Genomic DNA, 17,753 nt, shown 5'->3' with positions numbered 1-17,753 from the left:
TCCAGCCATAAGCTTGAACGATCGTACTAATTGTATCATCGTTCTACTTTCTGGAGCCACCGCCGCGGGTCACTTCCCAGCGGTGCCGAACGCGGCGAGCGCCACGCCCTGCCAGCGCTCCCACTCCGCGAGCTGGGCCAGGTACTGCTCGCGGACCGGCTCGAAGGACCGGCCGAAGAAGACCCGCGGCGGCGGACCGCCGACGTCGACCACCGCGAACAGCGCGGGCACGGTCGCCGCCGGGTCGCCGATCTCGAACGACACCGGATCGGACCGCAGCGGGGCGCTGCGCCGGGCCCCGATCTCCAGCCGGCCGGTCTCGTACCGGGCCGGGCTCGATGCTGGTCACCCGGATCCCGGATCCCTCGATCTCCTGGACCAGCGACTGGACCAGACCCTCCACCGCCCACTTCGACGCGTGGTACGCCCCGATCCCGGGATCGCCATCGCGAGCAGGCCGAACACCAGCAGCGGCAGCAGCACCGGCTGGGTGGCCTGGAGCACCCCCAGCGCGCCGAAGAAGTTCGGCTCCAGTGGGCCCGGACGTCCGATTCGGTCAGCTCCTCGACGGCGCCGAAGTGCCCGTAGCCGGCGTTGTTGACCACGACGTCGATCCGGACGAAGTGCTCGGCCGCCCCCCGGACGGCGTCGAACACCGCGTCCCGGACGGTGACGTCGAGCGGGAGCGGGAGGAAGGCGTCGCCGTACGTGGCGGCCAGGTCGCCGAGGGTGGCGAGCTGGACGGCGCGCTGGCCGAGCTCGCCGGCGTCCGGGATCGGCTGGCCGGGCAGCTGGTGGCCGCGGCGTTCCCGACCGCGGCCGCGGTGCTGCTGCCCCGGGCGATCGCCCGGCCCGCGGCCCGCAACCCGCAGCTGCGGGTCGACCTGCAGGAGGCCGCCACCCCGGTGCAGGTGCCGCGCGGGCCGGGCATCGCGGTCGCCGCCGACCACCGGCTGGCCGGGCACGATGTGGTCGACGTCGCGGAGCTCGCCGGTGAGACCCGGGTGGTCGGTACCGGGCCCGCCGGGGAGCCGCAGTTCGGGCCGTGGCCGGGACTGGAGCGGCCGCGCACCGGGCCCGAGGTGCGGCACTGGGCGACCCGGTTCGGGCTGGTCGCGGCCGGATTGGGGATCACCCTGGTCCCCGGCCTGGCCGCCGACTCGGTCCCGCACGATGTGCGCTGGCTGCCGGTGCACGACCCGGCCGGGGTACCGGACCGGTCGCTGCGGGTGGTGACCGCACCGTCGCCGTCCGGCGCGGCCGCCGCGCTGGTCAGGACGGTGCACGCGGAGGCCGCGCGGCTGCTGCCCCGGTGACCGCGCCGACCGGACGTTCCCGACCTACCGTGACCGGGTGACCCGACGACAGACGCCCGACCGGGCCTACTGGCTGGTCGAACCCGGCCGCGGCGAGATCCGCGACGTCGAGCTGCCCGCACCCGGCCCGGACGACGTCGTCGTCCGCACCCTGCACACCGGGATCAGCCGCGGCACCGAGGGCCTGGTGCACCGCGGCGGGGTCCCGCCCGCCGAGTACGACCGGATGCGCGCCCCGTTCCAGGAGGGCGCGTTCCCCGGCCCGGTGAAGTACGGGTACCTCAACGTCGGCGTCGTCGAGCAGGGCCCGCCCGGGCTGCTCGGCCGCACCGTGTTCTGCCTGTACCCGCACCAGACCCGCTACGTCGTCCCGGCCGCGGCGGTGGTGCCGGTCCCGGACGACGTACCCGCCGGCCGCGCGGTGCTGGCCGGCACCGTGGAGACCGCGGTGAACGCGCTGTGGGACGCGGCGCCGCTGATCGGCGACCGGGTCAGCGTGGTCGGGGCCGGCCCGGTCGGCTGCGCCGTCGCCGCGCTGCTGGCCCGATTCCCCGGCGTCGACGTCGAGATCGTGGATGTCCAGCCGTCCCGCTCACAGATCGCCGAGCGGATCGGCGCCGGGTTCGCGCTGCCCGCCGACGCCAGCACCGGCCGCGACCTGGTCGTGCACACCAGCGGCACCGGCGACGGCCTGAGCCGCTCGCTGGAACTGCTCGCCGACGAGGCCACGGTGCTGGAACTGAGCTGGTACGGCGACCGCCCGGTCACCGTCGCGCTCGGCTCGGACTTCCACTCGCGCCGCCTGGCGATCCGCTCCAGCCAGGTCGGCGCCGTCGCCCCCGCCCGTCGCGGGCGGCGCAGCCATGCCGACCGCCTGGCCGTCGCGCTCGGGCTGCTCGCCGATCCGGTCTTCGACGGCCTCGTCACCGGCCGTGTCCGGTTCGAAAATCTTCCCGCCGCACTGGACCGGATCGTGGCGGGCGGTGAACAGGACGCGCTCGCCATCCGTGTGGACTACGGGGAGCCCCGACATCCCCGTGAGGAGACTGCATGTTCAGCATCACCGTCCGTGACCATTTCATGATCGCGCACAGCTTCCGTGGGGAGGTGTTCGGACCCGCACAGCGGCTGCACGGCGCCACCTACGTGGTGGACGCCACGTTCCGCCGCCGCGAGCTCGACGACGACGGCATCGTCGTCGACATCGGCCGGGCGACCGAGGAGCTGAAGGCGATCCTGGGCGAGCTCGACTACCGCAACCTGGACGACGAGCCCGCGTTCGCCGGCGTCAACACCTCCACCGAGTTCCTGGCGAAGGTGGTCGCCGACCGGCTCGCCGAGCGGGTGCACGCCGGCGCGCTCGGCGAGGGCGCGCGCGGGCTGGCCGGGCTGGCCGTCTCGCTGGGCGAGTCGCACGTGGCATCGGCCGCCTACGAGCGGGACCTGTGACGGCGGGCAACGCGGACCCGGTGCACCTGCTGGTCCCCGGCGACGTCGACGACCCGCTGCGGCCGAGCGGCGGCAACGCCTACGACCGGCGGGTCCGCGACGGCCTGCGCCGGGCCGGGCGGACGGTGCACCAGCTGACGCTGCCCGGCGAGTGGCCGGAGCCCGGGCCGGCCAGCTCCGCCCGGCTGGCCCGCGAGCTGGCCGCGCTGCCGGACGGCGCCACCGTGCTGCTCGACGGCCTGGTCGGCTGCGCGGCGCCCGCCGTCGTGCTGCCGCAGGCCGCGCGGCTCGACGTCGTCGTGCTCGTCCATCTCCCGCTCGGCGAGGAACCGGGCTCCCCCGCCGGGCTCCCGGAGCGGGAGGCGCAGGTGCTGCGCGCGGCCCGGGCGGTCATCGCGACCAGCCGGTGGACCGCGGACCGGCTCGTCGGGCGGCACGGGCTCGATCCGGCGACGGTGCACGTCGCCGTCCCGGGCACCGACCCGGCCGGGATCGCGCCGGGCACCGACGGCGCGGGCGGCCTGCTCAGCGTCGGCTCGCTCGGCCCCACCAAGGGCCACGACCTGCTCGTCGACGCGCTCACCGAGGTGCGCGGGCACGACTGGCGGTGCCGGATCGTCGGCCCCGAACGGCGGCAGCCCGGGTTCGGCGCCGCGCTGCGCCGCACGCTCGGCGAGCGCGGCCTGGACGGCCGGATCACCCTCGCCGGGGCCCGCGCCGGGGCCGCGCTGGACGCCGAGTACGCGGTCGCCGATCTGCTCGTCGCGCCGTCCCGGGTGGAGTCCTACGGGATGGTGGTGACCGAGGCGCTGGCCCGCGGGATCCCGGTGCTCGCCAGCCGCACCGGCGGCCTGCCGGACGCGCTCGGCACGGCCGCGGCGCCGGAGCTGCTGGTGCCGCCGGGCGACCCGGGCGGGCTGGCCGCCGCGCTGGGCCGCTGGCTGACCGATCCGGACCTGCGGGAGCGGGCCCGCGGGCTCGCCCGCGCCCGCCGGGACACCCTGCCCGGCTGGGAGGACACCGTCGCCGCGGTGGACGCGGCGCTCACCGCCCACCGGCCGGCGGCGCTGCGATGAGCGCCGCCGCCGGCGTGCTGCTGCGGATCGCGGTCACCCTCGCCCTGCTCGCCCTGCTCGCCACCCAGCTCGGCACCGCCGAGCTGCTGCACGGGCTGCGCTCGCTCACCCCCGCGGTGCTCGCGGTGGCGCTGCTGCTCGGCCTCGCCGCGACCGTCTGCACCGCGCTGCGCTGGTACGTGGTGGCCCGCGGGATCGGCGCACCGGTGCCGCTGGGCACCGCCGTCGCCGACACCTACCGGGCGCAGCTGCTCAACTCGGTGCTGCCCGCCGGGATGCTCGGCGACGCGCACCGGGCCGTCGCGCACGGCCTGCCCACAGCGGGCGGCCGGGCCGGTTTCCGCGCCGTCGTGCTGGAGCGGGCCGGCGGCCAGGTCGTGGTGCTGCTGGGCTGCCTGGCCCTGCTCGCCGTCGTCACCGGCCATCCGAGTGCGCTGCTGGTGCCGGTGCTGCTCGCCGCGGTCGTCGCCGTGCTGTACCGGACCCGGACCGGGCCGGGCGCGCAGCCGGGCCCGCGCGGCTGGCTGGACGACGTCCGCGTCGTCCTGCTGTCCCGCGACCGCGGCCCGGCCGTGGTGATCCTGTCGCTGACCGGGCTCGGCTGCCACCTGGCGCTGTTCGTCGTCGCCGCCCGCACCGCCGGGGTGGACGCCCCGCTCCCGGTGCTGCTGCCGCTGCTGGTGTTCGGCCTGCTCGCGATGGCGATCCCGCTCAACGTCGGCGGCTGGGGCCCCCGCGAGGGCGTCACCGCCGGGATGTTCGGCGCGGCCGCGCTGGACCCGGCGGCCGGGTTCGCCACCGCGGTGCTGTTCGGCCTGCTGAGCCTGGTCGGCTCCCTGCCCGGCGCGCTCACGCTCACCCGATCGTGGCGGGGTCATGCTGTGCTGCGCACCGACACCGTCCCCGACCGGAGGGCACCATGACCGGTACCGCCACCACCGCCGAGTCCGTGGCCGCCGAGCTGGTCGGGGCGTTCCGCACGCACCCGGACCGCCCGCACGTCGTCCTCAAGTACGCGCAGACCCTGGACGGCCGGATCGCCGCCGTCGGCGGAGACTCCAAGTGGATCAGCTGCGAGCCCGAGCGGGCCGTCTCACACGCCGTGCGGGCCCGCTGCGACGCCGTCGTGGTCGGCGCCGGGACGGCGGTGCGCGACGATCCGCGGCTCGACGTGCGGCTGGTGCCGGGCGCGTCCCCGCTGCGGGTGGTCATCGACAGCACGCTGCGCACCCCCTCCGGGGCGCAGCTGCTCACCGGGCCGCCGGACACCGTGCTGATCACCACGAACCGCGCGTCGGACGCCGACCGGGACCGGATCGACCGGGCCGGCGCCGGGATCCGGGAGGTCCCGGCCGCACCCGGCGGCGTCGACCTGCCGGCCGCGCTGGCCGTGCTGCACGCCGACGGGATCCGCTCGGTGATGGTCGAGGGCGGCGCCCGGCTGCTGACCGCGCTGCTCGCCGCCGGCCTGGTCGACCGGGTCGTCGTCGGGATCGCGCCGCGGATCATCGGCACCGGGGTGGAGGCCGTCGGGGATCTCGGGGTAAACCGGGTCGCCGACGGGATCGCGCTGCGCCGCGCCTGCCTGCACTCGGTCGAGGACGACGTGCTCGTCGCCTACGACGTGCTCGGGTGACCGGCCGCATGACCACGGCTCCGGCGGGTACGCGCCCGGCGTGGATCGGATGACCGAACGTGTCGACGCCGTCGTGATCGGGGCGGGCCACAACGGCCTGGTCGCGGCGAACCTGCTGGCCGACGCCGGATGGGAGGTGCTGGTCTGCGAGGCGTCGGACACCCCCGGCGGCGCGGTGCGCTCCGCCGAGATCACCGCGCCCGGCTTCGTGAACGACCTGGCCAGCGCCTTCCACCCGATGGGCGCGGCCTCCCCGGTGCTGCGCGACCTGGACCTGCCGGCGCACGGACTGCGCTGGCGGCACGCCCCGGCCGTGGTCGCCCATCCCACCCTGGACGGCCGCTGCGCGGTGCTGCACCGCTCGGTCGACGACACCGCCGCCGCGCTGGACGCCGACCATCCCGGTGACGGCGACGCCTGGCGGGCGTTGGCCGCCGACTGGGACCGGATCGGCGGCGACGTGCTGGAGGCGGCGCTGCGCCCCTTCCCTCCGGTGCGCCCGGCCGGGCGGCTGCTGCGCACCCTCGGCGCCGGGGACGCGCTGCGGCTGGCCCGGATGCTGGTGCAGCCGGTGGACCGGATGGCCCGCGAGCGGTTCGGCGGCTCGGCGGCGGCGCTGCTGCTGGCCGGCAACGCACTGCACACCGATCTCGGCCCGGACTCGGCGGGCAGCGCCGCCTACGGGTGGCTGCTCACCATGCTCGGCCAGCAGATCGGGTTCCCGGTGCCGGTCGGCGGCTCGGGCGCGCTGACCGACGCGCTCGTCGCCCGGCTGGCGACCCGCGGCGGGCGCGTCGAGTGCGGCCGGCCGATCAGCTCGGTGCTGGTGCACCGGGGTCGCGCCACCGGGGTGGCGGACGCCGCCGGGAACCGGATCGCCGCCCGGCGCGCCGTGCTCGCCGACGTCGACGCGCCCCGGCTGTACCGGGACCTGGTCGGCGAGGAGCACCTGCCCGCCCGGTTCGTCGCCGATCTCGACCGGTTCCACTGGGACTTCTCCACCGTCAAGCTGGACTGGGCGCTGGACGGGCCGGTCCCGTGGGCGGCGCCCGGCGCCCGCTCGGCGGGCACCGTGCACCTCGGCGCGGACGTCGACGGCCTGCGCCGCTACGCCGCCGATCTCACCTCCGGACGGCTGCCCGAGGACCCGTTCCTGCTGTTCGGCCAGATGACGACGGCCGATCCGGACCGCTCACCACCCGGCACCGAGTCCGCCTGGACCTACACCCACGTGCCACGCGGCCTGGGCTGGGGAACCGACGACGTGCTGCGCTGGGCGGACCGGATGGAGCAGGTCGTTGAGGCGCACGCGCCCGGGTTCCGGTCGCTGATCCGGGCCCGCGCCGTCGCCGGGCCCGCGGACCTGGAGGCCCAGGACACCAACCTGGTCGACGGCGCGATCACCGGCGGCACCTGCGCCCCGCACCAGCAGCTGGTGTTCCGGCCGGTCCCCGGGCTCGGCCGGGCCGACACCCCGATCGACCGGCTGTTCCTGTCCGGCGCGTCGGCGCATCCCGGCGGCGCCGTGCACGGCGGGCCGGGCGGGAACGCCGCCCGGGCCGCGCTCGCCGCGACCGGCCGGACCGGCCCGCTCTACCGCGGGGCGGTCAGGTTCGCGCACCGGCGGCTCTACGCCTGATCCGGCTGCTCGGGCCGGCCCCGGGCGATCGCGGCGAGCCGGGCCAGGCTCTCCCCGTTGCGCAGCCGCAGCAGCGGCGCGCGCACCGGCGGCGGCACCAGCCGGCCCGGCCCGGCGATCGCGTCCTCGGACATCCGCACCGTGCTGCCGGCGCCGTCGGGCTCCCACTCCAGCCGGACCCGGGCGGTCCCGGCCGGGCCGGCGTGCGCGCGCAGCTGCAGCAGCCGCCCCGGCTCGTACTCCTCGACGTCGGTCCGGTCCTCGATCATCAGCGGCCAGGCGCCGATGCTGTGCCGGATCCGGGCACCGGGATTCGGCCAGTCCTCCGATACCTCCCGGATGTGCACGGCGCCCACCACCCACAGCCCGTAGGTCCAGCCGTCCGCCAGCACGGCGTCGACCTGCCCCGGCGTCGCCCCCAGCCTGCGTCGTACCTCGATCACGTCCCGGCTCCTCTCGTCGTGCGGATCCGCGCCGCCTACCCGCCGGGCCGCGATGCACTCCGCCCGGCATGCACCGGCCCGGAGCGGGTAGCAGCACCGGTATGCGGCTCGACGGTGCGGTGGTGGTGGTGACCGGGGCGTCCAGCGGGATCGGCCGGGCGGTGGCGGTACCGGCCGACGTCGCCGACGCCGGATCGGTCGCCCGGGCGGCGACCGTGGTCACCGAACGGCTCGGCCCGGTCGAGGGCTGGGTGAACTGCGCCGGGGTCGCGCTGTTCGGCACGGTGCTGGACACCCCGCCGGAGCAGACCGCCCGGGTGCTGGAGGTCAACGTCGGCGGCTGGTCCGAACTGCGCCGTGCCGGGGTGCGCGGGGTGCACGTGTGCACGGTGCTGCCCGGCGCCGTCGACACCCCGATCTGGTCGGTGTCGGCCGACCACACCGGCCGCCGGGTCGCCCCGCCGCCGCCGGTGGCGGCACCGGAGCGGGTGGCCCGCACCATCGTCGCCCGGCTGCGCAGGCCCCGCGCCGAGACCGTCGCCGGCGGGCTCCCGGGCCGGCTGCTGGTGGCCGCGCACCACCTCGCGCCGGCCCGGTGCAGCGGCTGCTCGGGCTGGTCATGGGCCGCTGGTCGCTGCGCGGCGAGGGGCCGGCGCCGACGCCGGGCGCGCTGTGGGAGCCGGTGCACCACCGGTGACGCCGCGGGGGCGCGGTCAGCCCGGATCGGCGCCGGGGAGCCGGTGGTCGTCGATCCCGAGCTGGCGCAGCTTGCGGTAGAGGGTGGACCGGGCGACGCCGAGCCGTTCGGCGGCGGCCACCTTGTTCCCGCCGGTCTCGGCGAGCGCCTCCAGCACGGTGTCCCGCTCGGCGCGCAGCAGCGACGACGGGCCGGACCGACCGCCCGGGGAGCGGTACTCCGGCGGGAGGTGCCGGTGCCCGATGTCGGACCCGAGCGAGCAGACCGCCGCGGTGCACAGCACGGCGCCGAGCTCGCGCACGTTGCCCGGCCAGTCCAGCGCGGCCAGCGTGCGCAGCGTCCCGGGCTGCAGCCGCGGGACCGGCCGGCGGCTGCTGCCGGCGCCCAGCAGCAGCGGGGCGAGATCGGCGATGTCCTCGCCGCGGAAGCGCAGCGGCGGGACGGTCACCGACACCGGGAAGTGGTCGAGCACCCGGCTCGCCGCGCCCGCGCCGCCGCGGTGCCGGGCGGTCGCGACCAGCCGGGCCGTCGTCACCTGCTCCACGACGGCGGCCACCCGGGCGGCGACGGCGGGCGCGAGCTGGTCGAGATGGCGCAGTACGACGCCGCCCGGGCCGTCCAGCGCGTCCGTCAGCCGGCCCAGCCAGCCGGTCGGGTCGTCCGCCGACAGCACCGCGTCGAGCACGGTGACCGGCGCGCCGGGGGCGCGCCTGCCGTGCACGTGCGTGGCGACGAACAGCTTGCCGGCCCCCGGCTCGCCGCAGACCAGCAGCGGCCGGCCGGCGGCCAGCGCGGCGTCGACGGCGTCGCGCAACCGGCTGCTCGCGACGCTCCGGCCGACCAGCCGCCCCTCGCCCGCCCCGGCCCGGGTGCGCTGCCGCGTGCGCCCGGACGGCGCCGCGCGGTCCGGCTGCGGCCGCATCTCGATCACCACGCCGGCCGTCGCGCCGCGCTCGCCCACCCGGGTCGCCCTGGCCTGCACGACGACGTCGTTGGGCAGCCGGATGTCGCCGGTGAACTCGTCGCGGGTGCCGAGGATCCGGCACGCCCAGTCCCAGAGCACCGCCTGGTCGGACAGCTCGACCAGGCCGGCGGCGGCGGTGTTCGCGATCACCACGTTCTCGTTCAGCGAGACGACGGCCGCCGTGCTGCGCCGGTCGGCGCGCACGAACCGGTCGAGCAGCATCTGTTCGCGGCGCGAGGCGTCGGCGACCATCCGGGCCTCGATCTCCCGGACCGCGGCGAGCACCAGCGGCGCCAGCAGCTCGTGCCGGTCCTCCACCCGGCAGGTCACGTCGAGCACGCCCTCGATCCGGCCGGTGACCGGATGCCGGATCGGCGAGCCCATGCAGGTGAACTGCTGCAGGTTGTCCCGGAAGTGCTCGGCGCCGGACACCACGAACGGCCGGCACTCCTCCAGCGCGCTGCCGATGCCGTTGGTGCCGGTGAACTCCTCGGCGTAGGTGAAGCCGGGGGCCACCAGCAGCCGGTCGAGCGCGTTCGCCAGCTCGCGGCGACCGGCCCGCCGGTCGATGATCTGGGCGTCGGAGTCGGCGAGCAGGATGGTGGCCGGGCCGTCGTCGATCTGGTCGGCGAGCCTGCCGATCACCGGATCGGCGGCGCGCAGCAGCCGGTTGGGACGCTCGAACTCCGCCCGGTAGGGCACGTCCTCGCCGCTGGTGGTGACGCCGACCAGCCGGCAGCGCCGCCACGAGGAGACGATCTCGTCGCGGACCGTGCCGCGGGCCGCCGGATCGCCGGTGTCCTGCCCGTCGTCCCCGCCGAGCACCAGCTCGCGGTGGGTGCGCATGACGTCGCGCCGGTGCATCCGCACAGCCGCCCCCTCACCGTTGATGAAGGCCGGTTCCAGTGTAGGGGCCGATCACAGCAGGTCGTGCGTCCCGCAGCTGTCCCAAAACAGGACACGCCGTCGCCCCGGCGGTGGATGTAGCGAAGTCGGACAGTGACCGGGGACACCGGCGCCCGACACTCCCTTCCGCCCTGCACCCGGCGAAAGGACGTCGACGATGACCTCCCGCGACCTCACCCCGCTGATCGAGGGGTACACCTTCCTCGAGGGCCCACGCTGGCACGACGGCAGGCTGTGGACCTCCGACTTCTACACCCACCAGGTACTGGCCGTCGCCCCCGACGGGAGCACCGAGGTGGTGACGACGGTGCCGCAGCAGCCGTCCGGCCTGGGCTGGCTGCCGGACGGCACGTTGCTCGTGGTCTCCATGCGGGACCGCAAGGTGCTGCGGCTGACCGACGGCGGGCTGGTCGAGCACGGCGACCTGTCGGCGGTCGCCGGCGGGCACACCAACGACATGGTGGTCGACGCGCACGGCCGCGCCTACGTCGGCAACTTCGGCTACGACCTGATGGGCGGCGCCCCGTTCGCCACGACCGACGTGTCCCGGATCGACCCGGACGGGACCGTCACCGTCGTCGCGAAGGACCTGATGTTCCCGAACGGCTCGGTGATCACCCCGGACGGCCGGACCCTGCTGGTCAGCGAGACGTTCGGCAACCGGATCTCGGCCTTCGACATCCACGACGACGGCGGGCTGGGGCCGCGCCGGGACTGGGCCGTGTTCGGCGACCCGCCGGACACCTCGGCCCTGGACGCGATGCTGGCCTCGGTCGTCGTCGCCCCGGACGGCACCTGCCTGGACGCCGAGGGCGCCGTCTGGACCGCCGACGCGGTGCACCACCGGTGCGTGCGGGTCGCCGAGGGCGGCACGATCCTGGAGGAGATCAGCACCGGCGACGACGGCGTGTACGCCTGCATGCTCGGCGGTGACGACGGCCGGACCCTGCACCTGTGCGTCGCGCCGTCGTTCGACGAGGCCGAACGCCGCAGCACCCGGCTCGGCCGGATCCTGCGCACCCGGGTCGACGCGCCGCACGCCGGCACCCCGTGATCCCCACCGCCGCACCCATCCTCGCCGGCGGACCCGCGCCGGCCCCGACGAAGGGAGTCGACCGCACATGACCGACACGACCACCGAGGAACTCGACGTCCTCGTCATCGGAGCCGGGTTCGCCGGCATCTACCAGCTCGACCGGCTGCGCGATCTCGGCTACTCGGTGAAGATCTACGAGGCCGGGTCGCGGCTCGGCGGCATCTGGTACTGGAACTGCTACCCGGGAGCCCGGGTGGACACCGAGGGCCCGATCTACCAGTTCGCCTACAAGGACATCTGGAAGAGCTGGGAGTACAGCGAGCTGTACCCGGACTGGAGCGAGGTGCGGGACTACTTCGACCATCTGGACCGGACGCTCGATCTCGCCAGGGACATCCGGTTCGACACCCGGGTCACCGGGGCCGACTTCGACACCGACCGCGACCAGTGGGTGGTACGCACCGCCGACGGCCGCACCACCCGCTGCCGCTACCTGGTGCCCTGCCTCGGGTTCGCGTCCCGCCCGTACGTCCCGGACCTGCCCGGGCTCGACTCGTTCGGCGGCGCCGCGCACCACACCGCGCTGTGGCCGCAGGAGGGCGTCGACCTCACCGGCAAGCGGGTGGCGGTGATCGGGACCGGCGCCAGCGGGGTGCAGGTCACCCAGGAGGCCGCGCGGGACGCGGCCGCGGTGACCGTCTTCCAGCGCACGCCGAACCTGGCGCTGCCGATGCGCCAGCGCACACTGACCCCGGCCGACCAGGACGAGATCCGGCGCGAGCTGCCGAACCGGTTCGCCGCCCGCGGCGAGACGTTCGCCGGGTTCGACTACGACTTCATCCCGCAGAACGCGCTGGACCTCACCGATGAGGAACGGACCGCGGGCTACCAGCAGCTGTGGGACCGCGGCGGGTTCCGGTTCTGGCTCGCGATCTACCAGGACACCCTGTTCGTGCAGGAGTCCAACGACCACGCCTACCGGTTCTGGCGGGACAAGGTCCGGGCCCGGATCGACGACCCGGCGCTGGCCGAGAAGCTGGCGCCGACCGAGCCGCCGCACCCGTTCGGGGTGAAGCGCCCGTCGCTGGAGCAGAACTACTACGACGTGTTCAACCAGGACACCGTGAGCCTGGTCGATCTCGTCGAGAACCCGATCGAGGCGGTGACGCCGACCGGCATCACCACCCGGGACGGGACCGATCACCCGTTCGACGTGATCGTGCTCGCCACCGGCTTCGACTCGGTCTCCGGCGGGCTCACCCGGCTCGACATCCGGGGCACCGACGGCCGGCTGCTGCGCGAGCAGTGGGCGGACGGGGTCGCGGCACACCTGGGCATCGCCACCGCGCACTTCCCGAACCTGCTGTTCGTCTACGGCCCGCAGAGCCCTTCCGGCTTCTGCAACGGCCCGACCTGCGCCGAGATCCAGGGCGAGATGGTGGTGGAGACGCTCGACCACCTGCTGCGGTCCGGTGCCCGCCGGATCGAGTCGACCCCGGAGGCCGACCGAGAGTGGGCCGAGCACGTCGCCGGGCTGGTGGCGCCGACGCTGTTCCCGAAGGCCAGGTCCTGGTACATGGGCGCCAACATCCCCGGCAAGCCGATCCAGAGCCTGAACTACCCGGGCGGCCTGCCGCTCTACCGGCAGCGGTTCGACGAGGCGAAGCAGGCCGGGTTCGCCGGGTTCGCGATCAGCTGACCGGCTCCGCCGCGGCGTCCCCGGGACCGCCCGGTCCCGGGGCGTCCGGGCCGGTCAGCAGCAGCACCCAGTCCTCGTCCGACGGCGGATCGAACCGCTCCCCCGGCGTCGTGTCCCGGAACGCGCCGGTGCGCGGATCGAACCAGCGGGCCGTCGTCAGCCCGGAGGTCGCGGCCGGGTCGAGCGCGAAGCCCCCGCCGGACGGCGTGTACACCAGCAGGTAGGAGCCGTCCGAGGCGCGGTTGGCGACGATCCGGTCCTTCCCGGACCCGGTCTCCGAGGTGATCACCGACTGGTCCGGCACGCCCAGCTGGAACGGCAGCGACTCCATCAGCTCCCGCAGGTGGACCATCTGCCCACCGGCCGGCAGCCGCAGCGCGTCGGTCCAGCTGCCGCGGGCGCCCAGCGCGCCGCGGCCGCCGTCGTTGAACTGCCACACCGAGTGCGCGCCGTAGGTGTGCCCGGCGGCGCCGCCGAGCACCGCCCACCAGGCGTCGCGGCGGACGTCCTGCGCGGTGGAGAACCCGCGATCGGACTCCCAGCAGTACGGGTGCTCCTCGTAGATCGGTTCGCCGTCGATGAACGGCTTCGCCGGGCGGGCGTCGTAGGTGGTCTCGATGAGCCGCTGCCGGACGCCGTAGCGCAGGCAGTGCCCGCCCTGGATCATGTGGAAGTCCAGCCAGTCGGCTCCGGCGAACCACTGCGCGGAGGTCTGGTCGCCCTGCGGGTGGTAGGTCGTCAGCTGGGTCGCGCCGCCCTCGCGCAGGCCCTCGGCGAGGTTGCCCCAGAGGCGTTCCTCACCGCCGGCCGGATGGTCCCCGCCGAGCGTCCAGGTGACGTTGCCCCGGTCGCCGTACCGCTCGCCGAGGAACCGGCCGTACCCGCGGGCGTTGCCCTCGTCGACCACCGAGCCGGTCTGCTTGTCCCCCCACACCGGGTGGATGGCCAGGTACATGCCGCGCTCGGCGGCGGCATCGATCACGAAGTCGACGTTGTCCCAGAAGGCCCCGTGGTCGGGTGCGCTGCGCACGTCGCCGCGGATCGGCCGGTTCGCACCGGCCTGCGGGAAGATCGCCACCGCCTGGATCACGTTGTAGCCCTGCTCGCTGCGGGCGTCGAGATAGCGCACGGTGTCCGCGCGGTCCAGCTTGCCCAGCAGCGCCCACGCGGTGTCGCCCAGCCAGAACAGCGGCTCGCCGCCTGCGGTGAAGAACCGGCCCTCGATCTCCATCCGCGGCGGCCCGGTCACCGCGGGCTCGGCCGGTGGCTGCTGCTGCGCGGGCTCCGGCGCGGAGTCCTGGGACCACGACGTGCGGACCGGCCCGGGCCCGGTGGCGCCGGCCGCGACCAGTACCCCGACGGCCATCGCGAGGCCGACGGTCAGCAGCGCCTTCCTGCTGGTCCGCGGTGCCCGGCGTGGCATGGTCCCTCCGCACGGCCTCGATGTCCGGCGGATCCGGTGGCGCGCACGCCGACCCCGCCCGGTGATCGTCCGAATCTACCCGTGCGGTGGCAGGTCCGGGCCGGACACCCCGATCACGGAAGCGTGTGACGCGGGTGCCGCACCGGCCGCCGCGCGTCACCGGCGGCCGCGGTTTCCGACGGACCGGCGACCGTCCCGATGGCACCGGGCCCCGTGTCGCGGAAGAACCCGGCGGTGCCGAAGGGTGGGCAGAACACCGCCCTGCTCAGCCGTTGCGGTGGAACCGTGCCCGGTGCTGTGCGAGGACGTCCTCGCCGAAGTCGCCCTCCGGGTCCCGCCACACGGAGTGGATGTGGTTCACGTCGCGCTGGGTGTTGTCGTACTCGGCGAGGAAGCGTGGGCCCTGGATACGGTAGTAGTGCGGCTGTCCCCGCTCGATCCCGCCGGCCCAGGCGAAGTGCACGTCGAGCAGCTTGTCTCCGCGGAACTTCTCCGCCTCCGCCTCGGCGAGCTCGTCCGGGATCCGCCCGATGTAGACCTCCAGCAACGCGCGCAGCATCTGCTGCTGGTCGATGGTGAGGTCGGCGGCCGGGATCCCCTTGGGGGCGGGGGTGAGCGTGACTGCTTCGTCATCGGAGGGCCGCACCCCGGCCTTCTCCTCGGCGCGCTCGTGCATCGTCACGACCCGGTCGGCGAGGCGCTTCTCGGTGAAACGTCCGCGGAAGGTGTCCCACAGCGGGCGGAGCCCGTGGTCGGTGTCACCGACCCGGGACCGGTTGCCCCCGACGATGTCGACGGGAGCGACCGGGGTGAGCAGGGCCCGGCCGAGCGGGCCCTCGTCGAGGGACCGGACCAGGTCCCGGCCCAGGTCCTCGGCGCCTCCGAGGGGCCGCAACGGGTGTGGGCCCAGCAGCGGCGACTCGGCCGGGTCGGCTCCGAGGAAGCACGGGGTGCTTGCCTGCACCCGGCCGTCGAGCACGAGGTGCTGCACCGACACGTGGTGCCCACCGAACCGCCACGACCAGGGGCCGTGCAGGGTCGGCTCGCCGAACACGCGCATCCAGTACAGCTGGGGGTCGCGCCCGCGTTCGCGTCCCCAGTCGACGGTGAATCCCTCGACGTGGTCGAGCACGTTCTCCAGGCCCATGATCGTCGAGGCGGTGACGTAGCCGGCAGCCGAGAGCCCGCTGTGCAGCAGCTGCATCGCACGGCCCTGCTGGGCGGGACGCATCGCCTGCAGCGCCAGCCCACCGTGGTCGGTGGGGGTGTAGAACCACAGCCGCCGCTCCTCGTCGGACGGCCAGGGCAGCTGCGCGGCGTCTCGCTGTTGCTCGTCGAGGCCGTCCAGCCACGCCCGGGCGGCGTCGACCATCCGCTGGGCGGGGTTCGGGTGAGGCACGTGCTCCTCCTCGAGGTGCGGGGTCACGCCGCCCGGCGGGAGGCGGCGAGTGCAGCGCAGAGCTGCTCGACCGCGGCCACGTTGTGGCCGGGCAGGAAGACGTCGATGTGGGGCAGGGCCGCCGCCATCGCCCGCTGCACGGGCCGGTAGCGGCTGTCGCCCTTGAGCGGGTTGAGCCAGACGGTGCCGTGGGCGACGCGGTGCAGCGAGCGCATGGCGTCGCCGAGGATCTCGGGCTCGTCTCGGTCCAGTCCGTCCGAGCAGATCACGACGACGGCGCCGCGCAGCGCACGGTGCCCGCCGTAGCGTTCGAGGACGGTGGCGAACGACGTGCCGAGCCGGGTGCCGCCGTCCCAGTCGCCGACGGCGGCGGCGACCCGGGCGAGCGCGACGTCCAGCGATGGCCTGCGGAGCTCGTCGGTGATCCGGGTCGGTTCGACGCCGACGGTGAACACCTCGACCGGATGCCCTGCGCGCAGCATGGCGTGGGCGAACCACAGCAACGCCGTCGCGTAGGGCGCCATCGACCCGGACACGTCGACCACCAGGGTCAGTGGACGCTCCTGCAGCGGGTTGTGCCGGCGGGGCAGCCGGACCGGCTCGCCGTCGGTGCGCAGCGCCGAGCGCAGCAGAGCCCGGGGGTCCAGGTGCCGCCCGCGGGGTGCCGGGACCCGGCGGCGGCTGCGGCGGCGGGGAAGTTCGGCGCCCAGACGCCGTACCAGTGCGGCGGCCCGTCGACGCTCGACGGCGTCCATCCGCGCGAAGGACTTCTCCTTCAGCACCCGCACGTCCGACGGCGTCAGCCGGGCCTGGTCGACCTCGTCCTCCCGGGCTTCCGACGGCCGGGCGCTCGGCGTGCTCGCCGAGCTCGAAGTGTCCCGGTCGACCTGCGGCGCGGTCGTCCGCGGTGCGGGCAGCGCGACGGTGTCGCCGTCGGTCTCGGCGGTGAAGAACGCGCGGAACGCCGCGTCGTAGGCCGCGAACTGCTCGCGGCCGCCCACCAGTGTGATCCGTCCGGCCCAGTACAGGTCGCGCAGCCGTACCGGTCCGACCTGGTGCAGGGCCGCGTACAACGTGGTCGTCTGTCCGGGCCCGACCGGAACACCGTGCCTGCGCAGCTCCGCGGCGAACCCGGTGCAGGTCGTCGCCGTCACGTCGAACGGCGCCTCGGCCGCGGCTGTCACGACGCGCGGGGTACCAGGTCGTCGACGATCTCGGCGACCCGCTGCTGGTCGTCGACGTCCTTGACCAGCGCGCTGAGCGTGGCCACCGCGTCGTCGGGGGACAGTGTCTCGGCGCCGAGCATGTGCAGCGCCCCGGCCCAGTCGATCGCCTCGCCGACCCCGGGCGGGCTGCCGAGCGAGAGCGCCCGGATCCGCTGCACGGCGTCGGCGACCTGCTTGGCCAGCGCCGCCGGGACGTGTGGGGCACGCATCCGCAGGATCTGGAACTCGCGTTCGGGGTCGGGGTGCCCGACCCAGTGGTACAGGCACCGGCGGCGCAGCGCGGAGTGCAGGTCCCGGGTGCGGTTCGAGGTCAGCACGACCAGCGGCGGCGAGGCCGCCGCGATCCGGCCGATCTCGGGGATCGTGACGGCGAAGTCGGACAGCAGCTCCAGCAGGAACGCCTCGAACTCGTCGTCGGCCCGGTCGATCTCGTCGATCAGCAGCACCGCGCGGTCGCCGGCCTCCAGGGCCGTGAGCAACGGCCGGGACAGCAGGTAGTCGCGCGTGAACACGTCGGCGGAGCCGGTCGACTCGTGCGCTCGGACGTCGATCAGCTGGCGCGCGTAGTGCCAGTCGTACAGCGCCTGGGAGGCGTCGATGCCCTCGTAGCACTGCAACCGGACCAGGTCGCGGCCGAGCAGGTCGGCCAGTGCCTTGGCGATCTCGGTCTTGCCCACGCCGTTGGCGCCCTCCAGCAGCAACGGGCGGTTCAGGCCCAGCGCGAGGTAGGCCGCCATCGAGAGCGCGTCGTCGGCGAGGTAGCCGACCGATCCGAGTCCCTCGGAGAGCTCGGCCGGTGAACGGAAGGGGTGGGGCACGTCGGGTTCCTCCGCGCGGATGGATG

16 protein-coding genes and 2 pseudogenes are annotated in these 17,753 nt (G+C 75.2%); 10 read left to right on the top strand and 8 right to left on the bottom strand.

The window, feature by feature from the left end:
• Nucleotides 1-69: 69 nt before the first annotated feature.
• Together ABZ881_RS24765 and ABZ881_RS24760 are read right to left on the bottom strand one after the other, a co-directional pair.
• Nucleotides 70-264 (bottom strand): hypothetical protein, encoded by a 195-nt coding sequence (locus tag ABZ881_RS24765; RefSeq protein WP_358488031.1) that lies wholly within the window; start codon nt 262-264, stop codon nt 70-72.
• 332 nt (nt 265-596) lie between these two features.
• A pseudogene (locus ABZ881_RS24760) lies at nt 597-950 on the bottom strand (hypothetical protein); the annotation flags it as partial.
• On the opposite strand from ABZ881_RS24760, the gene ABZ881_RS24755 reads away from it, so the two are divergent.
• Genes ABZ881_RS24755 through ABZ881_RS24725 form a run of 7 tightly spaced genes read left to right on the top strand, consistent with a single transcriptional unit; the run spans nt 906 to nt 7,116 of the window.
• Entirely contained in the window at nt 906-1,316 is a 411-nt protein-coding gene (locus ABZ881_RS24755; protein ID WP_358488028.1) for a LysR substrate-binding domain-containing protein, read from the top strand. The pseudogene ABZ881_RS24760 and the gene ABZ881_RS24755 overlap by 45 nt on opposite strands.
• Nucleotides 1,317-1,353: 37 nt before the next feature.
• Nucleotides 1,354-2,400 (top strand): zinc-binding alcohol dehydrogenase, encoded by a 1,047-nt coding sequence (locus ABZ881_RS24750; protein WP_358487968.1) that lies wholly within the window; start codon nt 1,354-1,356, stop codon nt 2,398-2,400.
• Nucleotides 2,367-2,765 carry a 6-carboxytetrahydropterin synthase gene (locus tag ABZ881_RS24745; RefSeq protein WP_358487967.1) on the top strand — a complete coding sequence of 133 codons (399 nt, stop codon included), beginning with the start codon at nt 2,367-2,369 and terminating at the stop codon, nt 2,763-2,765. The genes ABZ881_RS24750 and ABZ881_RS24745 overlap by 34 nt, the downstream gene beginning before the upstream one ends.
• On the top strand, nt 2,762-3,841 hold the full coding sequence (locus tag ABZ881_RS24740; protein WP_358487966.1) for a glycosyltransferase family 4 protein: 1,080 nt from the start codon (nt 2,762-2,764) through the stop codon (nt 3,839-3,841). Before ABZ881_RS24745 ends, ABZ881_RS24740 begins: the two co-directional genes overlap by 4 nt.
• Complete coding sequence (locus ABZ881_RS24735) at nt 3,838-4,764, top strand: lysylphosphatidylglycerol synthase transmembrane domain-containing protein (RefSeq protein WP_358487965.1); 927 nt, start codon at nt 3,838-3,840, stop codon at nt 4,762-4,764. Before ABZ881_RS24740 ends, ABZ881_RS24735 begins: the two co-directional genes overlap by 4 nt.
• Nucleotides 4,761-5,477 (top strand): RibD family protein, encoded by a 717-nt coding sequence (locus ABZ881_RS24730; RefSeq protein WP_358487964.1) that lies wholly within the window; start codon nt 4,761-4,763, stop codon nt 5,475-5,477. Before ABZ881_RS24735 ends, ABZ881_RS24730 begins: the two co-directional genes overlap by 4 nt.
• Before the next feature lie 49 nt (nt 5,478-5,526).
• The gene (locus tag ABZ881_RS24725; RefSeq protein WP_358487963.1) at nt 5,527-7,116 is read left to right on the top strand and encodes an NAD(P)/FAD-dependent oxidoreductase; all 1,590 of its coding nucleotides are present in this window, start codon (nt 5,527-5,529) and stop codon (nt 7,114-7,116) included.
• Here ABZ881_RS24725 and ABZ881_RS24720 read toward each other — a convergent pair.
• Nucleotides 7,107-7,559 (bottom strand): SRPBCC family protein, encoded by a 453-nt coding sequence (locus ABZ881_RS24720; RefSeq protein WP_358487962.1) that lies wholly within the window; start codon nt 7,557-7,559, stop codon nt 7,107-7,109. The genes ABZ881_RS24725 and ABZ881_RS24720 overlap by 10 nt on opposite strands.
• Nucleotides 7,560-7,627: 68 nt before the next feature.
• Between ABZ881_RS24720 and ABZ881_RS24715 the strand changes: the two are divergent.
• Nucleotides 7,628-7,906 (top strand): annotated as a pseudogene (locus ABZ881_RS24715) (SDR family NAD(P)-dependent oxidoreductase); the annotation flags it as partial.
• Nucleotides 7,907-8,272: 366 nt separating this feature from the next.
• On the opposite strand, the gene ABZ881_RS24710 reads toward ABZ881_RS24715, so the two are convergent.
• Nucleotides 8,273-10,084, bottom strand: coding sequence for a helix-turn-helix domain-containing protein (locus ABZ881_RS24710; protein ID WP_358488026.1), 1,812 nt, complete (start codon nt 10,082-10,084; stop codon nt 8,273-8,275).
• 199 nt (nt 10,085-10,283) lie between these two features.
• Here ABZ881_RS24710 and ABZ881_RS24705 point away from each other — a divergent pair, with 199 nt between their 5' ends.
• Complete coding sequence (locus ABZ881_RS24705) at nt 10,284-11,180, top strand: SMP-30/gluconolactonase/LRE family protein (RefSeq protein ID WP_358487960.1); 897 nt, start codon at nt 10,284-10,286, stop codon at nt 11,178-11,180.
• A gap of 67 nt (nt 11,181-11,247) precedes the next feature.
• Nucleotides 11,248-12,861 (top strand): NAD(P)/FAD-dependent oxidoreductase, encoded by a 1,614-nt coding sequence (locus ABZ881_RS24700; RefSeq protein WP_358487959.1) that lies wholly within the window; start codon nt 11,248-11,250, stop codon nt 12,859-12,861.
• Here ABZ881_RS24700 and ABZ881_RS24695 read toward each other — a convergent pair.
• The 4 genes from ABZ881_RS24695 to ABZ881_RS24680 all read right to left on the bottom strand — a co-directional run bounded on the left by ABZ881_RS24695 (nt 12,854) and on the right by ABZ881_RS24680 (nt 17,727).
• The gene (locus tag ABZ881_RS24695) at nt 12,854-14,284 is read right to left on the bottom strand and encodes a glycoside hydrolase family 140 protein (protein ID WP_358487958.1); all 1,431 of its coding nucleotides are present in this window, start codon (nt 14,282-14,284) and stop codon (nt 12,854-12,856) included. The genes ABZ881_RS24700 and ABZ881_RS24695 overlap by 8 nt on opposite strands.
• A 265-nt stretch (nt 14,285-14,549) precedes the next feature.
• A complete protein-coding gene (locus ABZ881_RS24690; protein ID WP_344018161.1) occupies nt 14,550-15,683 on the bottom strand; it encodes a DUF3500 domain-containing protein in 1,134 nt (377 codons plus the stop codon).
• A 23-nt stretch (nt 15,684-15,706) separates the two neighbouring features.
• Complete coding sequence (locus ABZ881_RS24685; RefSeq protein ID WP_358487956.1) at nt 15,707-16,867, bottom strand: VWA domain-containing protein; 1,161 nt, start codon at nt 16,865-16,867, stop codon at nt 15,707-15,709.
• Entirely contained in the window at nt 16,864-17,727 is an 864-nt protein-coding gene (locus ABZ881_RS24680; RefSeq protein WP_358487955.1) for a MoxR family ATPase, read from the bottom strand. The genes ABZ881_RS24685 and ABZ881_RS24680 overlap by 4 nt, the downstream gene beginning before the upstream one ends.
• Between the last annotated feature and the right edge of the window lie 26 nt (nt 17,728-17,753).

The organism is Pseudonocardia sp. NPDC046786, assembly GCF_040645415.1.
GTDB classification, from domain to species: Bacteria; Actinomycetota; Actinomycetes; order Mycobacteriales; family Pseudonocardiaceae; genus Pseudonocardia; species Pseudonocardia kongjuensis.
This window is presented reverse-complemented; position numbering and strand designations above follow the sequence as displayed.